Source organism: Sphingomonas glacialis, from assembly GCF_006439055.1.
GTDB classification, from domain to species: domain Bacteria; phylum Pseudomonadota; class Alphaproteobacteria; order Sphingomonadales; family Sphingomonadaceae; genus Sphingomonas; species Sphingomonas glacialis_A.
Map to the genome: position 1 here is coordinate 788,140 of NZ_RCZC01000001.1, position 12,705 is coordinate 800,844.

The following is a 12,705-nucleotide window of genomic DNA, read 5'->3' on the forward strand; positions in this document are numbered from 1 at the left end:
TGTATGCTGGGGCAAGGGCTGATCACCCCAAGCGAACGGCAGGCACAAGGCGCACGCGATGAAGAATACACTGGTTACGCTGATCGGCGGCGGAGGGTTTCTCGGCCGCTATGTCGCACAGGCGCTGCTCGAAACCGGCGCGCGCGTGCGAATCGCGCAGCGCGATCCGCGCCAGGCGTTCTTCCTCAAGCCGCTCGGCGGGCTCGGCCAGACGCAATTCGCGGTTGCGGACATCTCCAACCCGGATTCGATCCGGCGCGCGGTCGCGGGATCGGATGCGGTGGTCAATCTCGTCGGCATCCTCAGCGGCGATTTCCAGAAGATCCAGGTCGACGGCGCGCGGATCGTCGCCGAGGCGGCCGCCGCCGCCGGGATTCCGGCGCTCGTCCATGTCTCGGCGATCGGTGCCGACCCCGCTTCGCCCTCGGCCTATGGCCGTTCGAAGGGCGAAGGCGAGGCCGCGGTGCGCGCCGCCTTCCCCGCGGCCACGATCCTGCGGCCGTCGATCGTGTTCGGGCGCGAGGACCAGTTCGTCAATCGCTTCGCCGCGATGGTCGCGACCGCGGCTTCGATGCCGCTCGTCCACGTCGTGCCCGTGCTGCGCGCCGGCACCAAGTTCCAGCCGGTCTATGTCGGTGACGTCGCCGACGCCGTGATCGCCGCCCTCACGCACCCACAACTCGCCGCCGGCAAGACGCTCGAGCTCGGCGGGCCCGACGTGCTGTCGATGGGCGCGCTCGTGCGCTGGATCGCCAAGGCGACCAACCGCGCGCCCAAGATCGTCGAGCTGCCCGATTCGATCGGCGCGGCGATCGCATCGGCTGGCTTCCTACCCGGCGCGCCGATCACGCAGGATCAATGGAAGATGTTGGCAAACGACAATGTCGTTTCGGCGCAGAACGGGCTAGAGCTGCTCGGCATCACGCCGACACCGCTCGACGCGGTCGCGCCGGGCTGGCTGGTGCGATACCGCAAGGGCGGCCGTTTCGCGGTGCCGGTGGCGGCGTAACCACCGTCTGAAGCGTCGTCTATTTGGGGGGAATTTCGTGGGCGACATTATCAGTATCATCCTGCTCGGCATCGTCGAGGGGGTGACGGAGTTTCTGCCGGTCTCCTCGACCGGACATTTGATCCTCGCGACCAAGCTGCTCGGCTATGATGCAGCGCGCTGGCAGGTGTTCAACATCGTCATCCAGCTGGGCGCGATCCTCGCGATCGTCGTGCTGTACTGGCGGACGTTCCTCGCGGTCGCGATGGGCCTGGCGCGGCGCGATCCGGTGTCGTTGCGCTTCGTGCGCAACATCCTCGTGGCGTTCATCCCCGCGGCGATCCTCGGCCTCGCGATCCATAAGCAGATCGAGGCGCTGCTGGGCAATGCGGTGGTCGTGTCGATCGCGCTGGTCGTCGGCGGGATCGCGATCATCCTGGTCGAGCGGCTCGCCCCCAAGAGCGATATCGTCGGCGTCGCCGATATCCCGCTCGGCAAGGTCGTCGGGATCGGGTGCCTGCAATGCCTGGCGATGGTCCCCGGCGTCAGCCGGTCGGGCGCGACGATCCTCGGCGCACTTGCCCTCGGGGTCGAGCGGCGCACCGCGGCCGAGTTCAGCTTCTTCCTCGCCATCCCGACGATGCTCGGCGCGACCACGCTCGAACTGGTCAAGAACCGGCACGAGCTGCTGAGTGGGCAAGGCGTGAGCCTCGGCGCGATCGGCCTCGGCTTCATCGTTTCGTTCATCGTCGCAGTGCTGGTGGTGAAATGGTTTGTCGGCGTGGTGACACGCTATGGCTTCGTCCCCTTCGCCTGGTATCGGATTATTGCAGGCACCGCCGCCTTCGTATGGCTAATGACCATTTAGGCCGTTTCGGTCCTATTTGTGGTCAAACACCTGGGTTTCACGACAGCCGAAACTCTCTGTCAATTTAATTAGGTCAATACTGCTTACCTATATTACGTTTTCGTAATGACAGCGTGACGATGGCTCGGTATTTGCGCATCCGAAAGGTGCGCATATGGCTGACACGTCCCTGTTGAAATTCGTCGATCGCGAGCAGGTCTATCCTGCGAAGCGCGAGCCCGAGCTCCGCGCCGAAGACTTTCGCGAGATTGCCGAGCGCTATCCGGTGCCAGATGCGGAAGCCCAGGCCGGGCGTTGCTCGCAATGCGGCGTGCCCTATTGCTCGGTCCATTGCCCGCTGCACAACCATATCCCCGACTGGCTGCGGCTGACCGCCGAAGGCCGGCTGCGCGAGGCGTATGAGCTCAGCAACGCGACCTCGACCATGCCCGAGATCTGCGGACGGATCTGCCCGCAGGACCGCCTGTGCGAGGGCAATTGCGTGATCGAATTCTCCGGCCACGGCGCGGTGACGATCGGCGCGGTCGAGAAGTTCATCACCGACACCGCCTGGGAAGAAGGCTGGGTCGAGCCGCTCGTCCCCGGCCGCGACCGCGGACAATCGGTCGGCGTGATCGGCGCGGGTCCGGCGGGCCTGAGCGCAGCCGAATATCTGCGCGGAAACGGCTATGACGTGCATGTCTATGACCGTTACGACCGCGCGGGCGGGCTGCTGACCTATGGTATCCCTGGCTTCAAGCTTGAAAAGCCCATCGTGATGCGGCGCGTAGAGCGGCTCAAGGCTGCCGGAATCGTCTTCCACGAGAATTTCGAAGTCGGCCGCGATGCCAGCATGGACGAACTGCGCCAACGCCACGATGCGATCCTGATCGCCACCGGCGTGTACCGCGCCCGCGCGATCAAGGCACCGGGCGTCGACGCCGACGGCGTGGTCGATGCGCTCGCCTTCCTCACCGCGTCGAACCGCAAGGGCTTTGGCGATGCGGTGCCGAGCTTCGATGACGGCAGCCTCGATGCCAAGGGCAAGCACGTCGTCGTGATCGGCGGCGGCGACACCGCGATGGACTGTGTCCGCACCGCGATCCGCCAGGATGCGGCATCGGTGAAGTGCCTCTATCGCCGCGACCGCGCCAACATGCCCGGCTCGCAGCGCGAAGTTGCCAATGCCGAGGAAGAAGGCGTCGAGTTCGTCTGGCTGTCCGCGCCCGAGAGCTTCGCCGGCGAAGGCAAGGTCTCGACCGTCAAGGCGAGCGCGATGCGGCTCGGCGCGCCCGACGCCTCGGGCCGCCGTGCGCCCGAGATCGACCCCGAAGGCGGGTTCGAGGTCAAGGCCGATCTGGTGATCAAGGCGCTCGGCTTCGATGCCGAGGATCTGCCCGCGCTGTTCGGCGCGCCCGAGCTGACGGTGACGCGCTGGGGCACGGTGCTGGTCGACAACAAGACGCTGATGACCTCGCTCGACGGCGTGTTCGCGGCGGGCGACATCGTGCGCGGCGCAAGCCTCGTCGTGTGGGCGATCCGCGACGGGCGCGATGTCGCGGCGAGCATGCACCGCTATCTCAAGACCAAGGCCGCGGCCGACATGGCGGCGAGCAAGCAGGCGGCATGACGCACCGCCCGACCCGCAGATGGCGTAGTGGCAGTGCGACGCTCGGCGTTGCATTGCTCTGCGCCAGCACGGTGCACGGCCAGGCGCGGCGCCCTGCCCTGCCCGCGCCCGCCGCCAATGCCGATGCCGCCGCCGACTATGACGAACGCCGGGCCGCGGCCGGGCGGCTGCTCGTCGTCAGCCGCTTTCGCGCGCGCCAGGCGGTGCTGATCAAGGATGCGATCCGTGCGGCCGAATCCGAGATGACCGAGGATTGCCTCAACCGTGCGGCTACAGGGCGCAACATGAAGCCGTGCGACGCGCTCGTCAGCCCGAGCGCATCGACCAAGGCTCGGCTCGCCGCCAGCGAATCGGCGATCCTCGACGATGTGATGGCGGCGAGCCAGACGATCTATGCCAAGCGTTTTACCGCGGCCGAAATGGACGAGATTTCGCGCTTCTTCCGCATGCCGGTCGGGCAGCGATATGCAGCGACATATCCGCAACTCCTCGCCGACGTCCAAACCCGCAAGCGCGAGATCGTGCGCCGCTATCTGAGCGCCGCCGCATCCGCCGACACCAAGGGGTCCCAAAGATGACCGACCAGCACGCTTATCTCGCCGAACACGGCATGTACCGCCCCGAATTCGAGGGCGATGCCTGCGGCGTCGGCCTCGTCGCCGCGACCGACGGCACACCGTCGCGCCGTGTCGTCCAGTCGGCGATCGATGCGCTGAAGGCGGTATGGCACCGCGGCGCGGTCGATGCCGATGGCAAGACCGGCGACGGCGCCGGGCTGCACATCGACCTGCCGCTCAAATTCTTCGACGATGCGATCGCCGGCTCGGGCCACCGCCCGCTGCCCAACCGGCTCGCGGTCGGCATGATCTTTCTGCCGCGCACCGATCTCGGCGCGCAGGAAGCATGCCGTACGATCGTCGAGAGCGTCATCATCGAAGAGGGCTATACCATCTACGGCTGGCGCCAGGTGCCGGTCGACGTTTCGGTGATCGGCCAGAAGGGCCTCGCGACCCGGCCCGAGATCGAGCAGATCATGATCGCCGGCCCGCTGCCGGATGATGCGAGCGCCGCCGAGTTCGAGAAGAACCTCTATCTCGTCCGCCGCCGGATCGAGAAGCGCGTGATCGCGGCGCAGATCCAGGGCTTCTACATCTGCAGCCTGTCGTGCCGCTCGATCATCTACAAGGGCCTGTTCCTCGCCGAATCGCTGTCGATCTTCTATCCCGACCTGCGCGATCCGCGCTTCGAGAGCCGCGTCGCGATCTTCCATCAGCGCTATTCGACCAACACCTTCCCGCAATGGTGGCTGGCACAACCGTTCCGCACGCTCGCGCACAATGGCGAGATCAACACGATCCGCGGCAACAAGAACTGGATGCTGAGCCACGAGATCCGCATGGCGAGCCTCGCCTTCGGTGAGCATAGCGAGGACATAAAGCCGGTGATCCCGGCGGGCGCGTCGGACACGGCGGCGCTCGATGCGGTGTTCGAGGCGATCTGCCGCTCGGGCCGCGATGCGCCGACCGCCAAGCTGATGCTCGTTCCCGAGGCGATGGCCGATTCGATCGACATGCCCGCCGACCATCTCGCGATGTACCAGTACCTCGCCTCCGTGATGGAGCCGTGGGACGGCCCCGCCGCACTCGCGATGACCGATGGCCGCTGGGCGGTTGCCGGCATGGACCGCAACGCGCTGCGCCCGCTGCGCTATGTCCGCACGATCGACGGCCTGCTGATCGTCGGGTCGGAGAGCGGGATGGTCGTCGTCCCCGAATCTACCGTTATCGAGAAGGGCCGGCTCGGGCCCGGCCAGATGATCGCGATCGATCTCGACGAAGGCGTGCTGCTCCACGACCGTGCGGTGAAGGACCGGATCGCCGGCGAGCATGATTATGCCGGCATGATCGGCGAGTTCACCAGCATCGCCGACCTGCCGCTCCCAGAGGGCGACCCGATCACGCGCTTCGACCGCGCCGACCTCACGCGCCGCCAGGTTGCCGCCGGCCAGACGCTCGAGGATATGGAGCTGATCCTCGCGCCGATGGTCGAGGGCGCCAAGGAAGCGATCGGCTCGATGGGCGACGACACGCCGCTCGCCGTTATCTCCGACAAGCCACGGCTGATCAGCCAGTTCTTCCGGCAGAATTTCAGCCAGGTCACCAACCCGCCGATCGATCCTTTACGCGAACGCCATGTGATGTCGCTCAAGACGCGCTTCGGCAACCTCGCCAACATCCTCGACACCGAGGACCGGCGCGACGGCGTGCTCGTGCTCGAATCGCCCGTGCTCGACGGGGCCGACTGGGCAAAGCTCAAGACGCATTTCGGCGCGCAGGCGGCCGAGATCGACTGCACCTTCGAGGCCGGCGGCGGCCCCGAGAAATTGCGTGCCGCGATCGCGCGGATCCGCGCCGAGGCGGTCACCGCGGTGCGCCAGGGGCATAGCGAACTGTTCCTGACCGATCGCAACATCGACCCCGAGCGGATCGGCATCGCCGGCGTGCTCGCCGCCGCGGCGGTGCATACGCATCTCGTGCGGATGGGCCTGCGCTCCTACGCCAGCATCAACGTCCAGACCGCCGAATGCCTCGACACGCATTATTATGCGGTTCTGATCGGCGTCGGCGCGACCACCGTCCATGCCTATCTCGCCGAAGCGTCGATCGCAGACCGCCATGGCCGTGGGCTGTTCGGCGAGCTGAGCCTCGAGGAATGCCTCGCGCGGCATCGCCATGCGGTCGAGGAGGGTCTGCTCAAGATCATCTCGAAGATGGGGATCGCGGTGATCTCGTCCTACCGCGGCGGCTACAATTTCGAGGCGGTGGGCTTGAGCCGTGCGCTGGTCAACGATCTGTTCCCCGGCATGCCCGCGAAGATCTCGGGCGAGGGCTATGCCTCGCTCCACCTCAACGCGCAGCTGCGCCACGACAAGGCGTTCGACGAGGGTGTCGCGACGCTGCCGATCGGCGGCTTCTATCGCCAGCGCCATACTGGCGAGACGCATGCCTACTCGGCACAGCTGATGCACCTGCTGCAGAACTCGGTCGCGACCGACAGCTACTCGACCTATCTGCAATTCTCGCGCGGCGTGGAGGCGTTGCCGCCGGTCTATCTGCGTGACCTGCTGCAGTTCAACTTCCCTGCCGAGGGCGTGCCGGTCGACCAGGTCGAGGCGATCACCGAGATCCGCAAGCGCTTCGTGACGCCGGGCATGTCGCTCGGCGCGCTCTCCCCCGAGGCGCATGAGACGCTCGCGATCGCGATGAACCGCATCGGCGCCAAGGCGGTGTCGGGCGAAGGCGGCGAGGACAAGGCGCGCTACCAACCCTATGCGAACGGCGACAACGCCAACTCCGGCGTCAAGCAGATCGCGTCGGGCCGCTTCGGCGTGACCGCCGAATATCTCAACGCCTGCGACGAGATCGAAATCAAGGTCGCGCAGGGCGCCAAGCCCGGCGAGGGCGGGCAGCTGCCCGGCTTCAAGGTGACCGAGTTCATCGCCAAGCTGCGCCATGCGACGCCCGGCGTCATGCTGATCTCGCCGCCACCGCATCACGACATCTATTCGATCGAGGATCTCGCGCAGCTCATCTACGACCTCAAGCAGATCAACCCGATCGCGCGGGTGTGCGTGAAGCTCGTCTCCTCGGCCGGCATCGGCACCGTCGCGGCGGGCGTCGCCAAGGCGCATGCCGACGTGATCCTTATCGCCGGCCATGTCGGCGGTACCGGCGCATCCCCGCAGACCAGCATCAAATATGCCGGCACGCCGTGGGAAATGGGGCTCTCGGAGGTCAACCAGACGCTGACGCTCAATGGTCTTCGCGGTCGCATCAAGCTGCGCACTGACGGCGGCCTCAAGACCGGGCGCGACATCGTCATCGCCGCGATCCTGGGGGCCGAAGAATTCGGCATCGGCACGCTGTCGCTCGTCGCGATGGGCTGCATCATGGTGCGGCAGTGCCATTCGAACACCTGCCCCGTCGGCGTCTGCACGCAGGACGAGAAGCTACGCGCCAAGTTCAGCGGCAGCCCTGAGAAGGTCATCAACCTGATGACCTTCATCGCCGAGGAGGTGCGCGACATCCTCGCCCGGCTCGGCTTCCGCAGCCTCGACGAGGTGATCGGCCGTACCGAACTGCTCCGCCAGGTCAGCCGTGGCGCCGAGCATCTCGACGATCTCGATCTCAACCCGATCCTCGCCAAGGTCGACGCACCCGACGATCAGCGCCGCTTCAGCCTGACCGGTCGCCGCAACGAAGTGCCCGACAGCCTCGACGCGCAGATCATCAAGGATGCCGCGGCGGTGTTCAGCCGGCGGGAGAAGATGCAGCTGACCTATTCGGTGCGCAACACGCACCGCGCGGTCGGCACGCGGCTGTCGAGCGAGATCACGCGGACCTTCGGCATGTCGGCGCTCGCCGACGGGCATGTCCATGTGCGTTTGCGCGGCTCGGCGGGGCAGAGCCTCGGCGCGTTCCTGTGCAAGGGCATCACGCTCGAAGTGTTCGGCGATGCCAACGACTATGTCGGCAAGGGGCTGTCGGGCGGCATCATCGCGGTGCGCCCGGTGGTGAGCTCGCCGCTCGCCAGCCAGGACAATACGATCATCGGCAACACCGTGCTCTACGGCGCAACCTCGGGCAGCCTGTATGCCGCAGGGCAAGCGGGCGAGCGCTTCGCGGTGCGCAATTCGGGCGCGACCGTCGTGGTCGAGGGCTGTGGCGCGAACGGGTGCGAATATATGACCGGGGGCACCGCGGTGGTGCTCGGCCCGGTCGGTGCGAACTTCGGCGCTGGGATGACCGGCGGGATGGCGTTCGTCTATGACGCCGACGGCAGCTTCGCACGCCGCGCCAACCCCGAGAACATCACCTGGAACCGGCTATCGTCGCTGCATTGGGAAGCGGTGCTGCTCGGGCTCGTTCGCGCGCAGCATGCCGCGACCGATTCGAAATGGTCGGGGGCATTGCTCGACGATTGGGGTCGCGTGGTCGATCGCTTCTGGCAGGTGGTGCCGAAGGAAATGCTCACCCGGCTCAGCCACCCGCTCGACGACCGCGAGGAGCAGGTCGCGGCGGAGTAACCCTCGCCCGTCAGGGAACAGCCCCCCGTCACCCCCGCGAAAGCGGGGGTCCCGCTTCTTCTGCCGGCGCTGGAAAGGAGCGGGATTCCCGCTTTCGCGGGGATGACGGGGTAGGTGCATCTGTCCCGATGCAACTCGATGATCGACAAAACGCCCCGAATCGTGCTATTGGCCAAGCTCGATCGGGGGCGTTCGAGGGTTGATTATGCGTACGCTTCTGCTCGGTCTGCTCGCTTGCGGCATCGCCACCCCGGCGTTCGCCAATGACAGCGCCCCACCCCCGCCCCGTCCGCTTCCCGATGCCGCCCAAGTCGGCGCGCTGCTGTCGAGCCCGCTCGTCCAGGAAATCATCGCGACCACGGTCGATCAATATGCCGACGCGCTGCTCCAGACGCATGTCGGCCCGCTCGCCAAGCTCACCGACCAGCGCGCTAACATCCGCCCCGAGGATACGCTCGGCGATCTCGCCGCGCGCAGCCACCCCGACTATCGCCGCGATCTGCACAACCAGACCCGCACAGCAGTCGCCGCCACGGGCCAGGCCGCGCGCGACATCGCCAGTCTCAGCGCCGAGCTCAAGCACACCACCGAGCGTCTGCGCGCCGCGATCGCGCTGACCCAGGCCGAGGTCAACGCAGTCCGCTGATCCGTGGCCGTGGACGGACACAAAGTCGTGTGACGCCTTCCCCTCGGGCCCCCCGCGTTCTACCAAGCGGGCATGTGGCAACTCTATCAATTCCCGCTCTGCCCGTTCTCGCGTAAGGTCCGGCTCCTGCTCGGTGAGAAGGGCGTCGGCTGCGAGCTCGTCCGCGAAAATCCGTGGGAGCAGCGCGACGAATTCCTCGACATGAACCCCGCCGGCCAGGTGCCGGTGATGACCGATCCGCAGCGCGGCATCCGCCTGATGGATTCGATGGCGATCTGCGAATATCTCGAGGAGACGGTCGAGAAGAACGCGATGATCAACGGCACCGCGGTCAACCGCGCCGAGATCCGCCGCCTCGTCGCCTGGTTCGATTCGCAATTCTTCGCCGATATCGTCGCGCCGCTGCTCCACGAACGGATGGAAAAGCGCCTCGTCACCAAGGAGCCGCCCGATTCGAAGCGGCTGCGCGATGCGATGAAGGCGGCGGTGCGCCACCTCGATTATACCGATTACCTGCTCGACCATCATAACTGGATGGCCGGCGCGACGATGAGCCTCGCCGATCTGGCGGCGGCGGCGCAGATTTCGGTCGCCGATTATCTCGGCGGGATCGACTGGCGCAACCACGAGCAGACCGCGAAATGGTATCGCGGCTTCAAGAGCAGGCCGAGCTTCCGGCCCTTGCTGTCCGAACGGATGGAAGGCATCATGGCGCCGAAACATTATGACGATGTCGATTTCTGAGCAGGTCACCTTCGACGATTTTGCGAAGCTCGACATCCGGGTCGGGACGATCGTCGAGGCATTGCCCTTCCCGCAGGCGCGCAAACCCGCTTACCGGCTGACGATCGATTTCGGGCCCGAGATCGGCATCAAGCGCTCCTCGGCGCAGATCACCGCGCGCTACACGCTCGACGAATTGCCCGGGCGGCAGGTCGCCGCAGTAATCAACTTTCCGCCGCGCCAGATCGGCCCGATGATGTCCGAAGTGCTGACGCTCGGCTTCCCCGACGAGAATGGCGAGGTCGTGCTGGTCCAGCCGACGCTGCCCGTGCCCAATGGCGGCCGCCTATACTGAGCCGCGACGCTCCGCGCGGCGCGTCCACCACAGCATCAGGCCGAGCATCGGCAGCGCCAGATCGAGATACAAGAACAGCCCGAGCCACGGCGACACGCCCCAATAGAGGCTCGGCACGGTATTGAGATAGCCGTGCGCGAGCAGCCCGAGGATGTTGCGCGACCAGACCGGCATGATCATTCCCTCGGGCGCGAAAATGTCGGTCGCCGCGACGATCAGATTGAGCAGCATCGAGACGCCGAGCAGCGCCGCCGCCCCGATCCGGGCGGCAGGGCGTCGTAGTGCGGCCCAGAACGGCGCGAGACCGAGCGCGAGGAACGGGATCGCCGGGACCGAATGGCGCGGGCCGGTCGAGGCGCCGCCGTCCCAATAGGCGTAGGACGCGTTGATCGACAGCACGATCGCGATCACGACGAGCGCCAACACGCCGAGATCGCGCGTCCGACGGTCGCGAACCATCCGGATCAGCCCGACCAGCCCCAGCAGCAGGACCGGCGCGACCCACAGCAACCCGCGCCGAGGGCCGAGCGTGATGCCGAACAGCGCGCTCGCCTTTGGATAGGTCAGCCCGAACAGCCCCTGGTTCATCCCGTTGAAGCCGACCACGCCGGTATAGCCCGTCATGAACGGCGTCCCGAACGCGAACTGGTTATAGGCGAGCATCGGCGCCACCGCGACGAGCGCGGTCAGCACCGCCACGAGGTACAACCGCCGCCGCACTGGCCAGGCCGCGTCGCGGCTGCGCCACAAGGCCCAGCCGCCGATCGCAAGCCCGCCCAGCGCAGCCTGGAACTCGATCGTCACCGCCCAGCCGAGCGCCGCCCCCGCCATCAGCGGATAGCGCCAGCGCCCGAACTCGCGCTCGCCCGACGTCCCGCGCCAGATCGCCCAGGTCGCAATGAGGAACAATGCGGCGACGGGCGCATGGCCGAACAGCGTCGTCGACCAGCCCCACACGATCGAGCCGAGCGCATAACCGAGCGCGGCGAACAGCCCCGCCGCCGGGCTGCCGGTGATCCCCGTCCCGAGATCGAGCAGCAGCACCGCGGCAAACGCCGTCAGGATCGCCGCGCCGCACGCCACAGCAAGCTGCAGCCGCAGCCGCAGGAACTCGGCGAGCCGCGGATTGGTGATGTCGATCACCTGATCGTACGATCGCGCGCCGGTAACGTGGTTGGTCGCCCACACCACCGGCGCCGCCATCAGCGTCATGCCCGGCGCCTTGTCCATATAGTAATGCGTCACCGCGCCCTGTTTGAACGCGGCCTTGTCGATCGTCAGCGTCTGGTAGCGATCGATCGTCGCCTCGCCGCGCTCGACCAGCGCCAGCGCGCCGAACATCCGCGTCGCGGTGTTGGGATTGAACACGAACGATCCGAACGACACGCACGACAGCCAGACGAGCGCGAACACCAACAGCGCGACCGCGTGCGGCGCGCGAACGATGGGAACGGCGGGCGTCATGCGATCAGGCGGTCAACCACTGGCCGAGCAGCCGGAACGGCGGCAGCGTGAAGAACCCGGCGATCAGCAGCGCGCCGGTGACCATCCCGCGGACCTGCCGGCGATGCGACGCAATGCGGTGCGTCCGCGCGGTCCACCAGATCAGCGGCGCGGCGAGCACGACATAGGCCGAGATGATGTGGATGAAGCTGAAATGCCCCGAATGCGCCGTCCGCACCAAGAACGATTCGGCCGCGGTGAGGAACATCGCCGCGACCCATACCTTGCCGAGCGCACGGTGGAGCGCGTCGCCGCGCGGGCGCAGCAGCATCACTGGGGTCAGCACGAGGGCGATCAGCACCGTCGCGAGATGGATCCAGATCACCAGCGGCACCCGCGCCCATTGCGCCTGCCCCTTGACCAGCGCGACTAGGATCGTCGCGAGCAGCACAACGGCAGCGCCGGCGAGCACACGCTCATACCGATCCGCGCCGATCGAAGTGCCTACCGCCTGCCTGCCGGCCCCCGCCAGCGTCGCCATCCCCCCGCTCCCGATCAGGGGACGAGAGCGGCGTCGACGGCGCGCTGGTCTGCCTTGGCGTCCTGCTTCTCGCGCTTGTAGAAGCGGCCGGCCTGCGCAGCGCAGCCCATGCCGCCGCCCGGCCCGACATTGCTGCAGCTGCCGATCCCGGTCGCGCCGACCCGATCATTGGCGGCATTCCTGGAAGCCCAGCTCTCATTCTCGGGGTTGACCTTCAGGTCGCGCAATTCCTTGGGGATGCGGAACTGCTCGCCGGGTGCGCGACGGACGCAGACGACGATCTCGTTGCCGTCGGCATCGGTCGGGCATTTCTGCTTGCCGTAGATCACCAGCGGCGGGTTGCTCACGCCCTGTGCCGCAACAGGCGCCGAGGCGACACCGCCAGCGCCGAAACCAGCGAGCACGAGCGCGGCAAGCGCGCCCTTCGTCATCAGGCCCTGCATCAT

General features: G+C 66.9%; 11 protein-coding genes. 8 read left to right on the forward strand and 3 right to left on the reverse strand.

Features of this window, described 5'->3' with window-relative positions; genetic code table 11:
• Positions 1-58 precede the first annotated feature (58 nt).
• The 8 genes from EAH76_RS03530 to EAH76_RS03565 all read left to right on the forward strand — a co-directional run bounded on the left by EAH76_RS03530 (position 59) and on the right by EAH76_RS03565 (position 10,275).
• On the forward strand, positions 59-1,009 hold the full coding sequence (locus tag EAH76_RS03530; protein WP_140848137.1) for a complex I NDUFA9 subunit family protein: 951 nt from the start codon (positions 59-61) through the stop codon (positions 1,007-1,009).
• Between the two features lie 37 nt (positions 1,010-1,046).
• Complete coding sequence (locus tag EAH76_RS03535; RefSeq protein ID WP_140848139.1) at positions 1,047-1,856, forward strand: undecaprenyl-diphosphate phosphatase; 810 nt, start codon at positions 1,047-1,049, stop codon at positions 1,854-1,856.
• Between the two features lie 154 nt (positions 1,857-2,010).
• Entirely contained in the window at positions 2,011-3,465 is a 1,455-nt protein-coding gene (locus tag EAH76_RS03540) for an NAD(P)-dependent oxidoreductase (RefSeq protein WP_140848140.1), read from the forward strand.
• Positions 3,462-4,043: a DUF2059 domain-containing protein gene (locus EAH76_RS03545; protein ID WP_140848142.1), complete on the forward strand. Its 582-nt coding sequence runs from the start codon at positions 3,462-3,464 to the stop codon at positions 4,041-4,043. Before EAH76_RS03540 ends, EAH76_RS03545 begins: the two co-directional genes overlap by 4 nt.
• Positions 4,040-8,551, forward strand: a complete 4,512-nt coding sequence (gene gltB / locus EAH76_RS03550; protein ID WP_140848144.1) for a glutamate synthase large subunit — start codon at positions 4,040-4,042, stop codon at positions 8,549-8,551. Before EAH76_RS03545 ends, gltB begins: the two co-directional genes overlap by 4 nt.
• A gap of 205 nt (positions 8,552-8,756) precedes the next feature.
• Complete coding sequence (locus tag EAH76_RS03555) at positions 8,757-9,197, forward strand: hypothetical protein (RefSeq protein ID WP_140848145.1); 441 nt, start codon at positions 8,757-8,759, stop codon at positions 9,195-9,197.
• A 72-nt stretch (positions 9,198-9,269) separates the two neighbouring features.
• Positions 9,270-9,941 carry a glutathione S-transferase family protein gene (locus EAH76_RS03560; protein ID WP_010185761.1) on the forward strand — a complete coding sequence of 224 codons (672 nt, stop codon included), beginning with the start codon at positions 9,270-9,272 and terminating at the stop codon, positions 9,939-9,941.
• Complete coding sequence (locus tag EAH76_RS03565) at positions 9,928-10,275, forward strand: tRNA-binding protein (protein WP_140848147.1); 348 nt, start codon at positions 9,928-9,930, stop codon at positions 10,273-10,275. The genes EAH76_RS03560 and EAH76_RS03565 overlap by 14 nt, the downstream gene beginning before the upstream one ends.
• On the opposite strand, the gene EAH76_RS03570 is transcribed toward EAH76_RS03565, so the two are convergent.
• The 3 genes from EAH76_RS03570 to EAH76_RS03580 are packed head-to-tail and all read right to left on the reverse strand — an operon-like array spanning position 10,267 to position 12,705.
• Complete coding sequence (locus EAH76_RS03570; protein ID WP_140848148.1) at positions 10,267-11,739, reverse strand: hypothetical protein; 1,473 nt, start codon at positions 11,737-11,739, stop codon at positions 10,267-10,269. The two genes, EAH76_RS03565 and EAH76_RS03570, sit on opposite strands and share 9 nt — an antisense overlap.
• A 4-nt stretch (positions 11,740-11,743) precedes the next feature.
• Positions 11,744-12,259, reverse strand: coding sequence for a DUF2306 domain-containing protein (locus tag EAH76_RS03575; RefSeq protein ID WP_140848150.1), 516 nt, complete (start codon positions 12,257-12,259; stop codon positions 11,744-11,746).
• Positions 12,260-12,273: 14 nt separating this feature from the next.
• Entirely contained in the window at positions 12,274-12,705 is a 432-nt protein-coding gene (locus EAH76_RS03580; protein WP_140848152.1) for a hypothetical protein, read from the reverse strand.